Source organism: Pantoea sp. sgz302252, assembly GCF_047713085.1.
Taxonomy (GTDB): Bacteria; Pseudomonadota; Gammaproteobacteria; order Enterobacterales; family Enterobacteriaceae; genus Scandinavium.
Window position 1 is genome coordinate 63,797 of record NZ_JBLFJW010000002.1, and the last position, 18,977, is coordinate 82,773.

Consider the following 18,977-nt stretch of genomic DNA (forward strand, 5'->3'; position numbering starts at 1 on the left):
GCTGTCAAACCGCGACCGCCTCAGCCTGATGCAGGCGCTCTGCTTTGCTACAGGCGATGGCCGCCAGCAGCGTCACCATCAGCAATGCGTAGGCCGCAGTAGAGGCATTCACGGCGCCGTGCAGGCCAAAGTGACTGTTTACCAGCGAAGAGACGGTGGCGAACAGCAGCGTGCCGACTGTTCCACAGGTGAGCAGGGCGGACATCAGCGTTGGCGAACTGCGGCGGACTTGCAACGTGCCGTAGCTCATCAGCCCGGAGAACAGCCCGGAGTTGAAGAACCCAAACGCGCCGCAGGCCACGAGGATAAGTGTGGTGTTGGCGCTGTTGCTGATCAGTGCAATCGACAGCAGGCCAATTGCAGTACAAATCAGCAGGAAGGTACGCAGCTTCATCAGCTTCACGGTGAACTGGTTGATAAACAGGCCCGTTGCCTTCGCCACCCAATACACGGTGGTGAACAGCGCCGCTTGTTCAGGCAGCATCTGAAAGCGCCACTGCAAATAGCCCGGCGTCCACAGGGTGAAAATAGGTTCGGCGAGCAGGAACAGGAACAACGCCAGGCACAGCAGCCACACCGGCATGCCCCACGGTTCGGCATTGCTTTCCTGATGCGCCGCCACCGGAGCTTCTGTTGTCGGATAGCGGCTTCGTAGCGTCAGGATAAGCATGATCACTCCAAGTGCCCCCATGATGGCGTACATGGCCATCCAGCTAGCCCCGAGTTTGAACATCCAGGCCAGCAGGAACGAGAGCGTCGCGCCCGCGAGGCTGAAGAAAAAGTCGGTGAAAATCAGTGCCGAAGAGCGGCTCTTCTCGTCCGGATTAATGCGCACCACCAGGTAGCTGCCGATGGTCATAAAAATCCCGCCGCAGGCACCGATGATGGCGACTGCCACGCTGAACATGGTCAGCGTCGGGGTGACGAACAGCAGGGCGCTGATCAAAACAGTACACGCGGCGGCGATCACCAGCGGTTTTTGCAGGCCCCACTTTTTCATCAGCATGCCGCCGAGCATGATTGGTACAAACATGCCGATGTTCATCAAGGTAAACACCTGGCCGATAAAACTCGGGTCTTTACCGAACGCGGCACACAGCGGCCCGAGCACGATCCCAAGCGTGGAGACCAGCGCGCCGACAAAGTAATAGCTCAGATAGGAAATCGCGTTCAGGCTACTGCGGGAGTAATTTTCTGACATTAGCATTCTCCTGGCGGGCACGCGCCCGCCGTTGGTGGGGATCAGCGGGAGTGCTTCACGAACTGGCTAATCAGGCGAATGAAATCGTCGGTGACCATCGCCGCGCATTTCAGGGTTTGCTCGTGCGAGAGTTCCACGTCGCTTAAGCCTTCCGCCATGTTGGTGATGGCCGACACCGCCAGCACCTTCAGGCCGCAATGCCGTGCAACAATCACTTCCGGCACTACCGACATGCCGACCACATCGCCGCCGATTTTCTGCATCATGCGGATTTCCGCCGCCGTTTCGAAGTTCGGCCCTGGATAAGAGACAAACACGCCCTCGTGCAGGTTGATGTTGAGGTCACCGGCGGTGCGGTGCAGTTTTTCACGCAGATCTTTGTCGTAGGCATTGGCGAGGCTGAAGAAGCGCGGGCCAAAACGATCGTCATTCGGCCCAACCAGCGGCGTGGACGGCATGGTGTTGATGTGATCGTTAAGCGCCACCAGGCTGCCCGCCGGAATGGCCGGGTTCAGCGAGCCCGCGGCGTTGGTGCAAAACATAAATTCACAACCGAGCAGCTTAAAGGTGCGCACCGCGTGGGTCATGATGCCCATCCCGACGCCTTCATAAAAATGCCCTCGCCCTTTCATGCAGATAATCTCGACGCCGTGCAGCGAGCCCATCACCACCTCGCCCGCGTGGCCAATCACCGTGCTGACGGGAAAACCCGGCAGCTTTTCATAAGAGATAACGGTTTTGTTGTCGAGCTTATCCGCCAACACGCCGAGGCCAGAGCCAAGAATAAACGCGATACGCGGCTGAAAGCCTGGCTTTGCAGCCTTAAGGATTTCAAGGGCGTCAAAAGGGGTATCGTTAATCACAGAATGAGACATGAGAGCTCCTGAATGCTTTTGGGTATGGGCTCATTCTGTAAAACGGATGATTGCTAATCCAATTGGATTAGCCGTGTTATTGATAGCTTTTTATGAATTAATGAAAGGCGGGAGAGCGTAAATTCAAAGGGTTAGCGGTTGGGCTGGGTGTCAGATATGTGAAATGGCGTTGAGGAACTGTGATGGGGATTGTGTTCTGCCGGGCGGCACTGCGTTTGCCCGGCCTACAAATGCACGACGGACTGTGGCCCCGGTAAGCGCAGCGCCACCGATCGGAGTTATTAAATGAACCATTAATAACAGGATATGGCTGAACGCCTTATTTACCCCAGCTAAATAACTGTGAAGTAAAAATTAATGTTATGGACATTATGTGTCGTAAAGGGAAAAAAACCTTCGCCTCGATTGAAATAAAACGTATTCTATCGGTTCATTGTAAATAAGGACTCTCGAATGGATACGGTAGAGGAACTCAACGGAACCTATTTTTATGATGGCTCTTCTAATCTGAGTGCTGGCGAGTTATTTTTCTGGATAACCATAGATGAAACGCTCGACCATTTCGGTATCTCAGATATCGCCGCAGTCACGGGCATTTATCTGGGTTCAAACAGCGTGACCGTGGCAGGGAAATTTGCGGGCGCAACGCCAGGAACATCAGTCGCATCAATATACTCAAGAAAGCTTTTCCGTGATCGCATGCTGCCCGTTCGATTGCCTACGTGGGTTGGCTTTCCGCCAAATGTGAAACGAATCATGACCCAAAGGTTAGGAACTTTCGTAGGAAGAACTATTCCAGTGGTAGGTTGGGTGATCCTTGCGGTCGATGTGTCAGTTATCATGTTTAAATCAGTCAATAAATATAACACGATTGTACATCCTTCAGATCGTCTGTGGTAGGTACTTCATGACAGAGATAAATGACGTAGAACAAAGGGTAATAGACTGGTACCAAAAAAACTGGAATAAGCCAGTGTTTCCTTTGTTTAGACGACCTGAGCTGACTATGGAAACCAGTTTGTCCACTGGGAAATTTCCATGGGCGAATGAAGATGCAGTGGAAATAGTAGAGCAATATTTTACTTTGTTTGGCGTAGATAAACGGCATTTTTCATTCATGAAGTACTGGCCTAATGAGGAAGTCTTTATGCCACTGAACTTCTTACGCTCAAAAAAGAATAAGTGGAAATGGATCGAGCCGGAACCGTTAACGTTAAAGATGCTGGTGGAATCAGCTAAAGCTGGTTACTGGCTTTATGATGAATAAAAGGAGTTAGAAAAATGGCAATCCCTTCTCACCTATGGCTCAAAGATGATGGCGGCTCGCTGATCAAAGGATCATGTGACGTTGCGCATCGGGAAGGTAGCATAGAGATTATCGGCTTTGGTCATGGTTTGCATATTCCTACTGATAATAATACGGGAAAGATCACTGGTACGCGTATTCACGCCCCCATGATTATTGAAAAAGAGTTCGATAGCTCAACTCCGTATCTCTACAAAGCGGTGGCAACAGGTCAGTCGCTGCAATCCGCTGAGATTAAATGGTATAAAATTAATGATGCAGGACAAGAAGTTGAATACTTCAATATGTTACTTGAAGGCGTAAAAATCGTTGCCGTGACACCGGTGATGTACAACACGAAGACCGTTGAAAAATGTAATCACATGGAGCGAGTTGAATTCCGCTACGAAAAAATTACATGGAAATATTGTGACGGGAATATTCAGTATACAGATGCCTGGAATGAACGAGTGACGGCATAGTAGCGAAGTGACTTGTCCTCAACATACCCATAATGATACCGGGAGGCTTAACCTCCCGGATCCGTACAGCGATCAGTTAAAGGTGTTTTTGCTGCTCTCCACCATCTCGATCATTTCCATGATTTGCTGCTGCTTGCGCTCGGAGAGCTGCTGAATACGGAACATGGTGTCTTCCAGCGTGGGTTTGAGGGTTTTGGCGGTAATGACGATACATTCGTCCATCACTCGTACTTCAATTTTGCGCCCTGCCGGGAAAAAGGCTTTTTCCAGCCACTGCCCGCGCAGAATAATCGCCGGGGTTTTGTCGGTTTTTGAAGCCGTGCTCACATAAGAGACGGTATAACTGCGCAAAGTGGAAGGAAATACTACCGGTTTCATCCACTCTTCTATACGATTCATTTCAGCCATAATTTCTATTCTCTCTAAATAGGATTTTTGGTTAGCGGGCGAGGGTGTTGCTGCACCTTCGTTTCGCGTCTTTTTTATTTCACTGTTACTTTATCCAGTGGGGGGGATAAAAGCCATCTTTAAATGGGGTGTTTTTTCTTTTAATTCGGCGTTTATTGGCTTTTATTATTATGTTTTTTCTTAATGTGTTTAGATGGATTTAATAATGAAAAACGCACCCGAAGGCGCGTTGAATATACAGTGTATCAGGCTTTCTTTCGCATCGCTTTTTTCGAACCAGAGGCTGCGCGTTCCGCTTTTATTCTTTCCAGTAATGCCGCCGCGCTGTTTTCCCCGCTGATCAAATCAGGATTTTCTTCACGCCATTGTGCAGTGAGTTCACCCCGGAAGGCTTTTGCCAGAATGGACTGTGTGAGGTGGTTCACGCGTTCCAGAGCGGCATTGACCTGCTTTTCTACTGTGTCGGCCAGGGCGAAGAGTTGTTCTACTCTTCGGACGATTTCTTGTTGTTCTTCCACTTTAGGGAAATATACCTCTAAATCATTAATTACTTTTTGGTTGAGATTAACCATTGTCGAACCAACAGCTTCTTTATTAAAGTAGCTAATTGCAGTTGGAGAACGTAGTATTATCTCAAGATATTTTGATAGTACTCTGTAATTTGGCCTTAGAATCATTGAGCCAGTGCCGCATAACATTTTTTTTGATTCAGGTTCAATAGTAGCGGCTCTGCCCATTTCGCCTCTACGTCCAACAATAACATCCCCCTTTTTTAAATGCCAAGAAGATAATGTTAAGAATTTATCTTCACTGATTGTCATTTTTGATGAGGGTGTAATGATCCCGTCATTAATGTGCATAGGATTAATCACTGGGATCCCATCAAGGATATAATCGCTTTTATGTAACGCACTGCCAAATGGACCTGTTTTAATAATGACTTTCGAGTCTTTAATTTTATGAAAATTAACTCTATTGTTGCTATTATTGGTTAAATCCCCATTAACTGCAGTTGCCAACACTGACTGACGAAAACGTTTCAGGGTTTTAGGGATTTGCTCAAGGCGGGTTTTGGTGTTGTCTACCTGCGCCAACAGCGTATCGAGTTTTTCTGCGATGATTTTTTGTTCGTTTAATGGTGGGAGATTTATTATGAGTGCGTTTAAAACTTCTAAACGTATACCTTTAACCGTCGTTCCTGTTCCTAATCTTTCGATCAATTGGGATTGGGAGCGATACCAATGAACAAAAAAATCACGTTCGATATCTTGAGGGAGAAAAAGTGCTTTCAAATCTTGATTAATTGCAGAATCAAAAGTTGCGATAACAATTTTACCTAAACTCATCCGTGTCGCGATAATTGGAGTTCCGGCAGGGATAATATTTGTACTACTATTGTCTACTGCCTCTTGAGTAATATGATCCACAGTATCCATCAGAGTGTTTTTATTCATATCTTTAACACTCATCCAAGGAATATTACCTTGATAGTAACTATTGTTATTTTTACTGGGTGTACCACCCCCGATAACTGAAAGTAGTACATTATTCAATTCTGCCTTAACCCACCCCTCCGGCAATCCAACCCCGCTCATGCCTTCACCTCACCAAACACCTCATTCAGCAACACGCGCTGTGCATCCGCCTCATCATCCGCACCCAGCTCGCGCATCAGCGCATCCAGTTCGCCCAGCGCCTGTACCAGTTCGGTCATCGCTTCGGCGGCTAATACATCCGGCTCCGGCAGGCTGTCGGCGTCGACGCTGTCTTTGTCTTTCAGCCAGCTGATATCCAGCGAATCGCTTTTGGCAGTTCTAATCCATTCGCGGCTAAACTTGCGCCAACGGCTGGTGGCGAGGTGGGCGTCGATATCCTGGTTTTCGGCGCTGTCGGCGATGTCGCTTTGTTCGGCGTTAAAGCTCCAGTCACCTTCGACTCTCAGACTCAGGCCGTGGGGATCCTGGCCGTAAACTTTTTCAAAGGGGGCCAGATGGGTGTCGGTGAAGGGGGTACGCTTGCCGAATGAGGGCATGTTGGTGCGCAGGTCGTAAACCCAGACGTCTTTGGTACAGGCTTTGTCCTGTCCTGGTTTACTGACCGTGCCTTTAGTGAAAAACAGCACGTTAGTCTTTACACCCTGTGCGTAAAAAATGCCTGTGGGCAGCCGCAGGATCGTATGAACGTTGCATTTATCCAGCAGATCGCGGCGGATATCGGTACCTTTCCCGCCCTCAAACAGCACGTTATCCGGGATGACGACAGCGGCGCGTCCACCGGGTTTCAGTGTTTCGATAATGTGTTGCAGAAAACAGAGCTGTTTATTGCTGGTTTGATGGACAAAGGTCCGGGAAATATTGGTGCCCTTTGCGCTGCCAAATGGCGGGTTAGTCAGAACCACATCGGCTTTTGGCAACTGTTCACCATCGTCGCCTAAGGTATTGCCGAGGCGAATGGCTCCGCCCAGATCGTCGTTGCCCTGGATATCGTGCAGCAGGCAGTTCATCAGTGCCAGACGGCGGGTTTCCGGGACCAGTTCGAGGCCGACAAAGGCTCGTCGCATCTGAAAGTTTTGTGCATCCTGCTGCAGGTCGTCGTAATCATTTGTGACGGATTTGACGAAGCGATCGGCTTCAATCAGAAAACCCGCTGTTCCCGCCGCAGGATCCTGAACGATTTCTGCTGGCGCTGGCTGCATACAGCGAACGATGGTTTTGATTAACGCGCGTGGCGTAAAGTACTGGCCTGCACCGGACTTACTTTCATTGGCGTTTTTCTGTAACAGCCCTTCGTACATATCGCCAAAATCGTCGCGGGATTTCCCTTTTTCTTCGTCGTACCAGACCAGAGAATCCATACTGCTGATAAGCTCGTTGAGCTGTTTCGGCTGGGTGATGGTGGTATTGGTGTTGTGGAAAATGGCCCGCACGATGGCGTGCTTATCCTGCCCCAGTTGCACCAGTAGCTGGCGATAAAACTGGTGCTGCTCCTGCCCTTGCTTGTCGCATAAATCGGCCCAGCGAAAACCAGCGGGCAGGAGGTCACTTTCCTGCCCGGTCTCCTGGCACATCTTCAGGAACAGCAGGGAGGCGAGTTCATTAACGTAGTTCTGATATGAAACGCCACCATCGCGCAGGTTGTCGCACAGCTTCCAGAGTCGGGCGACGAGATCGTTATTGTTCATGATTAATTCCGGTTAATGATGTGAAAAACGGCGATGACGGTGCCATCGCCTGAGAGGAGGGGGAAATGGATCACGCCTGTTCTTCCCAGATGTAATCGCTGAACTGGTCGAGCAGGGAATCGAGCTCGCCCTCAAACACCTGTATCAGTTTGGGCTTGCCACCACGGCGCTGGAAATTTCCAATTTTGTAGACGTCATCATCCAGTACGACTTTTTCGGTAAGCGCTGCGGCGAGCCTGTCGAGCCAGGTCTGCTGTTCTCTGCTCCAGTTGTTGCTTTGCTTGATTCGCTCAAGAGCGTGGTTAACGCGCTCTTCAAAAGGCTTCAGTGCATCCCCGACGGCAGCGCGGCGGATGTGGCCAATCAGCCGGGCCGCGATATCTTCATTGCGCGTCTCTTTCCAGGCACTGCGCAGCGCTGACTCTTCGAAGTGTTGGCTGTCAAACCACTCCTGGAGTTCGACCAGCCCTTTGCGCGTCAGGTCTCGCGGGCGATTAATCACCGCTTTTAACGCTGGCTGTGCGTTGGGTGAACGGCGAACCAGCTCGTCAAAGGCATCCAGAAAATCGCCTGGAGTTTCGTACTGACCGTACAGATGTGTCACTGCAACGACGCTGTCATCGACATCCAGAAAAATGGGGGATTTTCGTTGATCGTTTATGGCTTTCTTCAGCTTTTCCAGCCGCTCAACAAAATCCGGGATGGCGTTGAGAATGCGGGCACTTTCATGTGGACCGGCATCCCGCAGATGAAACGGAAGTGCCGCAAATAAAACGCCTGCTGCGGCATCACACAGTTCGTCCAGTCGCTCGACCTGCTTTTTGATTTCAGGCTCGCTGTCCTGATAATTTTTCGCCTGCTGGATGATGCGCTGCAGGCGAACTATCAACTGTTCATGGCTGTGTTCGGCAAACAGACGGTCATCGGCTTCTTGTGTCAGGTAGGCTTCGGGTGAGCTAATTTCCTGGAGTAAATCGTGCAGTGAGACCTGTGGACGGGTGACAACCGGACGCATGGTGTCGACATCTTCCAGAGTTCGGTAAATATCCACAGCGTCGAAAATACGGAAGCGGGTTTTGCCAATCTCCGGGCACAGACGGGTTGCTCTGCCTTTCATTTGCTCATACAGCACACGGCTGGCCACTTTACGCATGAACACCAGATTGCAGATGGCGGGGATATCGACCCCTGTCGTCAACAGGTCAACCGTGACAACCACGTTAGGTAAGCGCTCTTTATCGAAGCGAACAATAAGCCCGTGCACCTTCTCCGGATCTTTATCAGCGCTTCCGGTGATTTTAATAATGGCATCGTGTTCAAGGGCGGGGTAGTTCTCTTTAAAGGCACTACGTAGCTCTTCCACGACCATATCGGCGTGAAGATTGTTGATGCAGAATACGAGTGTTTTTTGCGGCGTGGTGGGGTCGATATACTTGACCAGTTCGCGGCAGACTGCACGGTTAAACCCTGTGACGATAATACTGCGGTTAAAATTATCGACCTCAAATTGCTGCTCGTCCTCCAGCGTATCTTCAATGAGTTCGCCCAGATGAGTGAGGCGCTCAACCTCCATTCCTTTGGCAAGGTAGACACCTTGTTCGGAACGTGAAGTGACAATACGTATGGGCGGATCGTAATCTGTCAGATATCCGTCGACGACGGCCGAGCGATAGGAGTAGCGATAAACTGGCTCGCCGAAAATCTCCTGAGTATGAGCGGCTGGCGTCGCTGTTAATGCAATTTTGACCGCGTCAAAATGATCGAGAATGCGTCGATAAGTTGAAACGTATTCTTTGGCATCTCGAAGCAGGGTTTCGCCTTCCGTTTGTTCTCTATCCAGCACATAACCGCGATGCGCTTCATCAACCACAATACAGTCGTAGCTGGCAACGGGAAGCGGCTCATCAGAATGAAAAAGCCGATTCACCAAAGACTGAACGGTCGCAACATGAATTTTGGTGCTGTCTTCCGGAAATTTATCTGTCAGGCCCTGGATGCCGAAAATGCTGTTGAAAGTGTCACCCTTGATACGGGTGTTATCAAAAGCTGCAAGCGCTTGTTTACCCAGCGATGTTCTGTCGACCAGGAATAAAATGCGTTTAAAGCGCTGTGACTGAAGGAGGCGATACATTAGCGCGATCGCCGTTCTTGTCTTCCCGGTGCCTGTTGCCATTGCCAGAAGAATTGCCTGCTGATTGTTGACGATGGCCTTTTCAACGGCCTGTACGGCGTATTGCTGATAATGGCGCAGGCCGAGATCGCTCATATCCGGGTTATCGGCAAACCACGCATTGCGACGCTGCGGATTGTGTTGAAGCATGGACATCAGCTCTTTTGGACTGTGCCATGCCGGAAGCGCTTTCGGCATATTTCCAGGATCGCGTACATCGCGATACCAGATACCGCTTTTCGTTTTTAGCGTAGAGCGATAATCGCGGCCATTTGTGGAGTAGCAGAAGGGAATTTTAAATCGACGCTCTCCGGCGGAGTCAGGCCAACTGGGCTCGTAGAGCCCTATATTTTCATGGAGTTCATTAGAGGGAAAATGTGACTGGAGTGTCTGGTTCAGGAACTGGTTATCAAAGCATTGACTGTAGCGATAGGATTCTGCCAGTTTTGCACTGACATCGATGTTGTTACGTTTGGCTTCGACAATAGCAATTGGCTTTAACCCAATAAATAAGACGTAATCGGCAAAACCCGTTTTCCCTGTTTCGTCAAGACCAGTAGGCCATTCCGCAATAGCCAAATTTCGCCCCTTTTCAGGGACCACCCCTCGTGCGTATGTCAGGCGCTTGCTGTCAGCTTCCCATCCTGCTTTGCATAATTGAGTATCAATAAGCTGACGAGTGTCTTCCTCGCTAAGTTCCTGCTGAATTGCATCGACTTGATGAGATTGGTCGTGACTCTTGGCTGCGCCGTTCATATCAATAAAGCCGGGATTTTCCATTTGGCTCTCTGCTCCCCGGAGCGATGTCTATCCTGCTGATGAATAAAATTACGGAAACGGAGTTGCATGGTATTTCTTTATTAAAAAGTGATCAATAACAATGGGTTAGGTGTGTCTTTCAGTGATTTATTTGTTATAAATGATCTGTATGGTGAATATGATTTTTATTATTTCAAAAACAGGCGGGGTTCTTTTTAGAATTTCAGGCAGGTCAAATCGTGTCATTTTTCTGTCATCTCCCTTCTCTATGTTTTTCGTCATTTGTTAAGGAAACGAAAAACATGAAATTAAAACTCATCGCTCTGGCCTTGCTCTCCGCTTTCTCTCTTCCTGCTCTTGCCGCCGAACCAACCGCCGAACGTTATGTGGTGAGCTTCCCGGAAGGGTCGCACATCAATTACAGCGGGGCGTTTGCGTCTGCTTTTCCGAATGGATTGCCGGTCGGGATTGGCTCTGGATTGCTGTTTACCGGTAAACAGGGCGATGCGCTGACGTTTGCGACGGTGACGGATCGTGGTCCTAATGCGGATTCACCTAATGTCGGCAAGCAGGAAGCCAAGATTTTCGTGACGCCGGATTTTGCGCCGCAGCTGCTTTCCATTCGTGTGGAAAATGGCAAAGCGCAGGCGACGGACGTGCGTGCTTTGCATGATGACAAAGGCCCAATCAACGGCTTGCCGTTGCAGAGCGGCGTGATTGGCTCGACTAACGAAGTGGCGCTGAGCGACACGCTGCAAAAACTGAACGGTGATAATCGCGGGCTGGATACCGAAGGCATTACGCCGGATGGCAAGGGCGGTTTTTGGCTGTGCGATGAATACGGCCCGTTCCTGATTAACATCGACAGCAAAGGCAAGATCCTGGCAATGCATGGCCCGCAGGCGGCGGATGGCGAAAAATCTATCGCGGGCGGTTTGCCGAATATCATTAAGTGGCGTCAGCCGAACCGTGGTTTTGAAGGCATCACGCGTATGCCGGATGGCCGTATTATCGCGGCGGTGCAGAGCACGCTGGATATCGACGGCAAGAGCAAGAAAAAGGCTGTTTTTACGCGTCTGGTGAGCTTTGATCCGGCGACCGGGAAAACGGCGATGTATGGCTATCCGATTGATGATGTGTACAGCAAAAACAGCGATGCCAAAATCGGTGACATCGTGGCGCTGGATAACAATCACATTCTGCTGATTGAGCAGGGCGGCGATAAAAACGATGTGATGCGCAATAACATCTACAAGGTTGATCTTAGCAAGGCTAGCGATCTGGCGGCCTTTGATAAACCAGGCGAATATCCTGAGTTTGATACCGCGGATCAACTGGCGAAGCGCGGGATCACGTTAGCGACGAAAACGCTGGCAGTCGATCTGCGTAAGCTTGGCTGGCAGCAGGAAAAAGCAGAAGGGCTGGCGCTGATCGACAGCAAAACGCTGGCGGTGGCGAACGATAATGACTTCGGCGTGAAGACCGCGCTGAAAGATCCAGTGGAAGGGAAAAAGCTGAAAGATTATCGGGTTAACGATCAGGGGAAATTGACCGTGGATGATCAGGTTGTGACCACGTCGATAGGCATTAAGCCGCTGGAAAAACCGGAGTCGCAGAGCGAGCTTTGGGTGGTGACGTTGCCTGAGGCTTTGATGTAACAACTGTGCGGTCTGCTCCCCCTCTCCCCGGTCTTCTCCCACGGGGAGAGGGAGAAAAAGTGCCTGTCCTGGCGGATGAGAGGGAGATAAGTTCTGCTCTTTTTTCATCATTTCTATGGGCTGATGCGTTTTTTGTGGCTACAATGTAGCTACAACTGCAAAGGAGGAAACGATGGATTCTGTCATTCGATCGCGAATCGATAGCGAGCTGAAGGCCCGGGCGGGCTCGGTGCTCGAAAGCTGCGGGTTAAACTGGAGCACGGCCATCCGGCTGTTTGCCGAACAAATAGTACAAAACGAGGGGATCCCTTTTGAGGTGAAACGTAATCCGTCAGCCCGATTACGCAGAGCCATGAAAGAGACGGATGAAATGATGTCACACCAGAATGGACGTTTTGACGGTGTGGATGAGCTAATGGACAGCTTAAATGACGGAAAAAGCTAAACGCGCCCCTCTTCCTTACCGATCTGACTATACGAAGACGTTTATAAAAGCCTGGGAACGTTACAACAAAGCGGGTCGCCGCGACATGAAAGAGACCGCTTCGATCATGTCGCGTGTTCTTTCCGGACAGCCACTTCCCGCTGAATATAGCGATCACGCTCTGAGTGGTGAAATGCAGGGCTACAGAGAGCTTCACATCGGCGGCGATTATCTGCTGGTTTATAAAGTCGATGAAGCCCGGCATCTGATCATTTTTACCGATTTGGGCACACACGCTGAACTCTTCGAATAATCTTCCTTTTATCCCACCATCCTCTCCTCATTGAGGAGAGGGGATACTTCCCAGCGACGTTACTGTTTCAACCCGGCAAACGCCGCCCGAATCTCTTCTTCTGGCAGTTGCACACCGATAAACACCAGCACGCTGTGCGGGGTTTCATCGCCCCACGGGCGGTCCCAGTCGGCGCTGTAGAGGCGTTGCACGCCCTGGAACAGCAGGCGGTTGGGCTCGCCGTCAATCCACAGCATCCCTTTGTAGCGCAGCAGTTTGTCGGCAAACGACAGCAGCAGGTTTTCCATCACTCGTGACACGTCGCTGATATCGACCGGATAGTCGAGTTCGACGACGATAGAGGCAATGTCGTTCTGTTTATCGCCCATAAAGTGAAAACGTGGCTTCGGTTGTACGACGTTCTCTTCCAGCATAAACCCGTTGGTGTTGAACAGTTGCGCCAGTTCGATATCGCCATGGGTGACGGTGTAAACAGGCGCGCGAGCGTTGATGCGAGAAAGGCGTTCGCGCAGTTTTTCGGTGTCGCCCGCCACGTCGGTTTTGGTCAGCAGGATGCGGTCTGCATAGCCCACTTGTGATTGCGCGAGGGTGAACTGATTCATTTGATCGTCGGCATGAACAGCATCGACCAGGGCGATCACGCCGTCGAGCAGGTAGCGTTCGCAGAGGATCTCGTGGGAGAAAAAGGTTTGTACGATTGGCCCAGGATCGGCCATGCCGGTGCATTCTATTACCAGCCTGTCGAACTCGATATCCCCGCGATCGCGGCTGTCGAGCAAGTCCAGCAGGGCGTCTTCCAGTTCGTTGGAGCGACTGCAGCAGATACAGCCGTTGGTCAGGGTTTTGATCTGCGTGGCCCGGTCGCCAATCAGTTCTGAGTCGATGGAGACTTCGCCAAATTCGTTTTCGATGACGGCGATTTTATACCCGTGCTGTTCGTTGAGAATATGACGCAGCAGAGTGGTTTTGCCTGCGCCGAGGAATCCTGTCAGAAGGGTGACTGCAATCGGGGTCATACTTTCTCCTTTAACAGCAGCGTATGCCGCCTTCTCCACTGCCGCCGTAGCGCGCTTCTTGTCGCTCGCGGAAGAATTCGTTGTAGGTCATGTACGGCTTATCCGGATGATTGGTTTTCATGTGCTCGACGTAGTTGTCGTAGTCCGGGATGCCAATCAGCATCTTTGCCGCCTGACCCAGGTATTTTTTGGCTTGCCCTAAGTTACCAAACATTGCTCATCCTGGTAAGTAAATGCCCGGTGGCGCTAAGCTTACCGGGCCTACGGGAGAGTGTAGGGCGGGTAAGCATCGCGCCACCCGCCGCTCTGTTAATGATGCGAAGAAGTCTTCACGCCACCTTCCGGCACAGGGACATACGGGGTTTCTTTGTCCGTGCGTGCCTCGATGTTACGCGCCTTCATCCACGTTTTGATGCCGTAGAAGATGATGCTGTAGACCACCACCAGGAACAGAATGCTCAGACCCGCGTTGGTGTAGTTGTTCACCACGATATGGTTCATGTTAGCAATCTGCTGTGCGGTGAGGTCTGCGCCACCGGCGGCAATTTTGTCTTTGTACTGGTTAGCCATGAAGAAGAAGCCTTCCAGCTGCGGGTTGGCGCTGAACAGTTTCAGGCCGAGCGCCCAGGTGGTGCACAGCAGCAGCCACAGAGCAGGTACCACGGTCACCCAGATGTACCTGGTGCGTTTCATTTTCACCAGCACAACGGTGCCGAGCACCAGCGCGACAGCCGCCAGCATCTGGTTAGAGATACCGAACAGCGGCCACAGGCTCTTCACGCCGCCGAGTGGGTCAACAACGCCCTGATACAGCAGATAACCCCACAGACCTACGCAGCCCGCGGTGCCCGCAACGCCAGCGATGAAGGAGTCGGTTTTCTTCAGGAACGGCACGAAGTTACCGAGCAAGTCTTGCAGCATGAAGCGGCCCGCACGGGTACCGGCGTCGAGTGCTGTCAGGATGAACAGCGCTTCAAACAGAATACCGAAGTGATACCAGAAGCCCATGTCCGCCCACGGCAGCACTTTGTGGAACACGTGTGCGATACCGACGGCAAGCGTTGGCGCGCCACCGGCACGGTTCAGTACGGACGGTTCGCCGATGTCTTTCGCGGTTTGCATGATTTGCTCAGGCGAAATCACGAAGCCCCAGGAGCTAACGGTTGCCGCGGCGTGAATGCTGGCATCTTTCAGCTGTGCCATGATCATCGCAGCGTTTTCACCGCCCATTTCGTGCAGGTTTGGCATGGTAATGCCGAGGCCAGCTGGCGGGGTGTTCATCGCAAAGTACAAGCCTGGCTCGATGATGGACGCTGCTACCAGAGCCATGATTGCGACGAAGGATTCCATCAGCATCGCGCCATAACCAATCAGACGCGCATCCTTTTCATTCGCCAGCAGCTTCGGCGTGGTGCCGGAGGAGATCAGCGCATGGAAACCGGAAACCGCACCACAAGCGATGGTGATAAACAGGAACGGGAACATCGCGCCTTTCCACAGCGGACCGGTGCCGTCGATGTACTGCGTGACCGCAGGCATTTTAAGTTCCGGGTTGAGGATAACGATGCCGAGCGCCAGACCGACGATGACGCCGATTTTCAGGAAGGTCGCGAGGTAGTCGCGCGGAGCCAGAATCAGCCACACTGGCAGCAGCGCAGAAACAAACGCGTAGCCAATCAGTGCGAAGGTGATGGTGGTGTCTTTGAAGGTCAGCGCCGGGCCCCAGTATGGGTCGTGGGCGATGACGCCACCGAACCAGATGGAAGCGACCAGCAGCACAATCCCGATAACCGACACTTCACCCACGCGGCCCGGGCGAAGGAAGCGCATGTAGATGCCCATGAACAGCGCAATCGGCACGGTTGAGCAGACGGTGAATACACCCCACGGGCTTTCGGCCAGGGCTTTCACCACGATCAGCGCCAGCACCGCCAGGATGATGATCATGATCAGGAAGCAGCCAAACAGCGCGATAGAGCCAGGCACGCGGCCCATCTCTTCTTTCACCATTTCGCCAAGTGAGGAACCGTTACGGCGCGAGGAGATAAACAGCACCATAAAGTCCTGTACGGCACCCGCCAGCACAACACCTGCCAGCAACCACAGCGTGCCCGGCAAATAACCCATCTGTGCAGCAAGCACCGGGCCAACCAACGGACCTGCGCCTGCAATTGCCGCAAAGTGGTGGCCGAACAGCACGTAGCGGTTGGTCGGCACGTAGTTCAGGCCATCGTTGTTGATAACCGCCGGTGTGGCGCGGGTTCCATCAAGCTTCATCACCTTCTGGGCGATGTAGAGACTGTAATAACGATAGGCCACCAGATAGACCGACACGGACGCGACGACGATCCACAGGGCGCTGATATGCTCCCCGCGACGTAGCGCAACCACCGACAGGCAAAATGCCCCGATGATCCCGACGATGGCCCAGGGCACATGTTTGAGAAGTTTTTTCATATCCATAGTGAAAACCCGGTTTTTTTTAGAATGAATAAAATGATGCGAATGCTTAATCGAGGTAGTGGCTTTGATGCTGCGGCGATAGTGCCAGACCTTCGCGCGCGCGGTGTGGGGAAACTGAGTGAGTGGCGGTATGGGGTGGTGAGTGGTCGCAGGAGGCAGTGAGTGGTTTAAGTAAGTCGCTGACAAATAAAAAATGTGACGTATATCACGAATTCTCCTCCCAGGAGTGCCTGAGAGGAGAGCGGCAATCAAATGACGATATAGCAGAACGGAGTATCCGGGATGGGGGCTAACACCACATGCTTCAATCTGTCTTTTGTTAGGTAATATTTGTCATCGAGATAACGATCGATTAAGTCATTGAGTCGCTCTTTGTCGATCATTCGGGTAATGCCCAGCGTCCAGAAGCTGCGCAAGTCGATTTCCGAGCTCTTGATTTTGGCGCTTTTCTCAAGATCGGCGATCATGTTTTTCACGCAGGTGGTGGGATCGTTATTTTGTTTAACCTCAAGAGCAATATAACTCTCCTGAGTCCAGTGTTTTTTCCTCAGCAGGAAATCGGTTCGGAGCGTGCCCCGCAGAGGGTTTTTCCGTTTATCACAGCTTAATGTTTGTTCCCGCCACCATTCATGGCCTGTGGATGAAAGCATGGCTGAGAACTCAATCTGCATCCAGATTTCCCAACCTGTTATCTCATTCTGGTCGATGATGTTGAACTTATGGCGTATGTCGCCGCTGTTAAAGAATACATGCAGCAGTGAAGTCAGATGATCAAAGTCCCGGTTAATCATAAAGCTATCCTTATAGTAACGCGTAAAAATGATACCCACTTCCTCTCTTGAGAAGCGCTTGCTATTTAGTGCATAAAAAATGACAGCATATTCAGCATAAGATGCTGATTGTTTGATTATTAGTCCTCCAGTGCCGATCCTTTTTTACGTTTTATAAGACCATTTTCCTTAAAGTTTTCTCTTTTCAGGCCGAAAAACTGTTAACTTCCCACAGGAAAGAGAAAAAATGGTAAACCGTATTAAAATTGTCACCAGCCTCGTGCTGGTTTTGGTCTTATTTGGCCTTTTACAACTGACATCCGGCGGCTTGTTCTTTAACGCGCTGAAGCACGACAAAGAAAACTTCACCGTTCTGCAAACCATTCGCCAGCAGCAATCCACGCTGAATGGCAGCTGGGTTTCACTTCTGCAAACCCGAAATACCCTTAACCGCGCCGGGATCCGCTACATGATGGATCAGAACCACATTGGCAGCGGGGCCACCGTGGCTGAGCTGATGCAGATCGCCAGCAAATCGCTGGATGACGCCGAGAAGCGCTGGGCGGAATATGAAGCGCAGCCACGCGATCCTCGTCAGAGTGAAGCGGCGGCTCTGGACATTAAGCGCAACTACAATATTTACCATGGCGCACTGGCGGAGCTGATCCAGTTGCTGGGCGCGGGCAAGATCAACGACTTCTTCGATCAGCCAACGCAGAGCTATCAGGATGGGTTTGAGAAAGCGTATGTGAGCTATTTCCAGCAAAACGATCATCTGTATGAAGTTGCGGTGGCGGATAACAGCAGCTCTTACAACCAGGCGATCTGGGTGCTGATAAGCGTCCTGCTTGCGGTGCTGGTGGTGATCATCGGCGTCTGGGCGGGGATCCACAAAGCGTTGATCAACCCACTTAACCGTGTGATCGAAAGCATTCGTCATATTGCTGGCGGCGATCTGCTCAAACTGATCGACGTGCATGGCAGCAACGAGATGGGTCAACTGGCGGATTCTCTGCGCCACATGCAGGGCGAACTGGTGCGTACTGTGGGCGAAGTGCGTAACGGTGCCGATGCCATTTACAGCGGTGCCAGCGAAATCGCGATGGGCAACAACGATCTCTCTTCCCGTACAGAACAGCAGGCGGCTTCTCTGGAAGAAACGGCGGCGAGCATGGAAGAGCTGACGGCGACGGTGAAACAGAACGCCGAGAACGCCCGTCAGGCCAGCCATCTGGCGTTGAGCGCTTCTGAAACCGCGCAGAAGGGCGGTAAAGTGGTCGATAACGTGGTGCAGACCATGCGCGATATCGCGGGCAGTTCGCAGAAAATTGCCGACATTATCAGCGTTATCGACGGCATTGCCTTCCAGACCAATATTCTGGCTCTGAACGCCGCGGTGGAAGCCGCGCGTGCAGGTGAACAGGGCCGTGGATTTGCGGTGGTTGCTGGCGAAGTGCGTAACCTTGCGCAGCGCAGTGCTCAGGCAGCGCGTGAGATTAAGAGCCTGATTGAAGACTCCGTTAGCCGTGTTGAAGTGGGGTCTACGCTTGTCGAAAGCGCGGGCGAAACCATGGATGAGATTGTGAACGCGGTAACTCGCGTGACCGACATCATGGGCGAGATCGCTTCTGCGTCTGATGAGCAGAGCCGCGGTATCGACCAGGTTGGCCTCGCAGTGGCTGAGATGGACCGTGTGACTCAGCAGAACGCCTCGCTGGTGGAAGAGTCTGCTTCCGCTGCTGCCGCGCTGGAAGAACAAGCCAGCCGCCTGACGCAGGCCGTTGCCGTGTTCCGCATTCAGCAATCACAGCTGGCGGCGAAGCGTGAACAGGCTAGCGTTAAAACGTCCTCGCAAGCCCCTGCTACGCTGCGCAAAGCCGCGGTGACGGACGGCGGTGATAACTGGGAAACGTTCTGACGTCTGACGAAATGCCCGGCGGCGCTAAAGCTTGCCGGGCCTACAACATCATGA

16 protein-coding genes and 1 pseudogene are annotated in these 18,977 nt (G+C 51.7%); 7 read left to right on the top strand and 10 right to left on the bottom strand.

Annotated elements, in window-relative coordinates; all coding sequences use genetic code 11:
* Positions 1-4: 4 nt before the first annotated feature.
* Positions 5-1,201, bottom strand: a complete 1,197-nt coding sequence (gene tsgA / locus ACLW56_RS02065; protein WP_330982163.1) for an MFS transporter TsgA — start codon at positions 1,199-1,201, stop codon at positions 5-7.
* A 41-nt stretch (positions 1,202-1,242) separates the two neighbouring features.
* Complete coding sequence (gene xapA / locus ACLW56_RS02070; protein WP_330982164.1) at positions 1,243-2,076, bottom strand: xanthosine phosphorylase; 834 nt, start codon at positions 2,074-2,076, stop codon at positions 1,243-1,245.
* A gap of 453 nt (positions 2,077-2,529) precedes the next feature.
* On the opposite strand from xapA, the gene ACLW56_RS02075 reads away from it, so the two are divergent.
* From ACLW56_RS02075 to ACLW56_RS02085, 3 genes are read left to right on the top strand one after another with little or no spacing between them, the layout of a single operon-like run.
* A complete protein-coding gene (locus tag ACLW56_RS02075) occupies positions 2,530-2,976 on the top strand; it encodes an STM2901 family protein (protein ID WP_330982165.1) in 447 nt (148 codons plus the stop codon).
* A 7-nt stretch (positions 2,977-2,983) separates the two neighbouring features.
* The gene (locus ACLW56_RS02080; RefSeq protein WP_330982166.1) at positions 2,984-3,343 is read left to right on the top strand and encodes a DUF1493 family protein; all 360 of its coding nucleotides are present in this window, start codon (positions 2,984-2,986) and stop codon (positions 3,341-3,343) included.
* A 14-nt stretch (positions 3,344-3,357) separates the two neighbouring features.
* On the top strand, positions 3,358-3,843 hold the full coding sequence (locus ACLW56_RS02085) for an Hcp family type VI secretion system effector (RefSeq protein WP_330982167.1): 486 nt from the start codon (positions 3,358-3,360) through the stop codon (positions 3,841-3,843).
* 72 nt (positions 3,844-3,915) lie between these two features.
* On the opposite strand, the gene ACLW56_RS02090 is transcribed toward ACLW56_RS02085, so the two are convergent.
* The 4 genes and pseudogenes from ACLW56_RS02090 to hsdR all read right to left on the bottom strand — a co-directional run.
* Positions 3,916-4,251 (bottom strand): SymE family type I addiction module toxin, encoded by a 336-nt coding sequence (locus ACLW56_RS02090; protein ID WP_330982168.1) that lies wholly within the window; start codon positions 4,249-4,251, stop codon positions 3,916-3,918.
* Positions 4,252-4,496: 245 nt separating this feature from the next.
* Positions 4,497-5,846, bottom strand: a complete 1,350-nt coding sequence (locus ACLW56_RS02095; RefSeq protein WP_330982169.1) for a restriction endonuclease subunit S — start codon at positions 5,844-5,846, stop codon at positions 4,497-4,499.
* Entirely contained in the window at positions 5,843-7,432 is a 1,590-nt protein-coding gene (locus ACLW56_RS02100; RefSeq protein ID WP_330982170.1) for an N-6 DNA methylase, read from the bottom strand. The genes ACLW56_RS02095 and ACLW56_RS02100 overlap by 4 nt, the downstream gene beginning before the upstream one ends.
* Before the next feature lie 70 nt (positions 7,433-7,502).
* Positions 7,503-10,331, bottom strand: a pseudogene (hsdR, locus tag ACLW56_RS02105) (type I restriction-modification system endonuclease); the annotation flags it as partial.
* 332 nt (positions 10,332-10,663) lie between these two features.
* On the opposite strand from hsdR, the gene ACLW56_RS02110 reads away from it, so the two are divergent.
* The 3 genes from ACLW56_RS02110 (at position 10,664) to ACLW56_RS02120 (ending at position 12,756) form a co-directional block, all read left to right on the top strand.
* The gene (locus ACLW56_RS02110; RefSeq protein WP_330982171.1) at positions 10,664-12,019 is read left to right on the top strand and encodes an esterase-like activity of phytase family protein; all 1,356 of its coding nucleotides are present in this window, start codon (positions 10,664-10,666) and stop codon (positions 12,017-12,019) included.
* A 172-nt stretch (positions 12,020-12,191) separates the two neighbouring features.
* Entirely contained in the window at positions 12,192-12,464 is a 273-nt protein-coding gene (locus ACLW56_RS02115; RefSeq protein WP_330982172.1) for a type II toxin-antitoxin system RelB/DinJ family antitoxin, read from the top strand.
* Positions 12,448-12,756 (top strand): type II toxin-antitoxin system YafQ family toxin, encoded by a 309-nt coding sequence (locus tag ACLW56_RS02120; RefSeq protein ID WP_330982173.1) that lies wholly within the window; start codon positions 12,448-12,450, stop codon positions 12,754-12,756. The genes ACLW56_RS02115 and ACLW56_RS02120 overlap by 17 nt, the downstream gene beginning before the upstream one ends.
* A gap of 59 nt (positions 12,757-12,815) precedes the next feature.
* On the opposite strand, the gene yjiA is transcribed toward ACLW56_RS02120, so the two are convergent.
* From yjiA to ACLW56_RS02140, 4 genes are all read right to left on the bottom strand, one after another.
* A complete protein-coding gene (gene yjiA / locus ACLW56_RS02125; protein ID WP_330982174.1) occupies positions 12,816-13,772 on the bottom strand; it encodes a GTPase in 957 nt (318 codons plus the stop codon).
* A gap of 10 nt (positions 13,773-13,782) precedes the next feature.
* The gene (locus ACLW56_RS02130; RefSeq protein ID WP_330982175.1) at positions 13,783-13,986 is read right to left on the bottom strand and encodes a YbdD/YjiX family protein; all 204 of its coding nucleotides are present in this window, start codon (positions 13,984-13,986) and stop codon (positions 13,783-13,785) included.
* A gap of 95 nt (positions 13,987-14,081) precedes the next feature.
* Positions 14,082-16,235 carry a carbon starvation CstA family protein gene (locus ACLW56_RS02135; protein ID WP_330982176.1) on the bottom strand — a complete coding sequence of 718 codons (2,154 nt, stop codon included), beginning with the start codon at positions 16,233-16,235 and terminating at the stop codon, positions 14,082-14,084.
* A 248-nt stretch (positions 16,236-16,483) separates the two neighbouring features.
* Positions 16,484-17,026: a hypothetical protein gene (locus ACLW56_RS02140; RefSeq protein ID WP_330982177.1), complete on the bottom strand. Its 543-nt coding sequence runs from the start codon at positions 17,024-17,026 to the stop codon at positions 16,484-16,486.
* Positions 17,027-17,252: 226 nt separating this feature from the next.
* On the opposite strand from ACLW56_RS02140, the gene tsr reads away from it, so the two are divergent.
* Positions 17,253-18,923 (top strand): methyl-accepting chemotaxis protein, encoded by a 1,671-nt coding sequence (tsr, locus tag ACLW56_RS02145; protein ID WP_330982178.1) that lies wholly within the window; start codon positions 17,253-17,255, stop codon positions 18,921-18,923.
* Positions 18,924-18,977 lie beyond the last annotated feature (54 nt).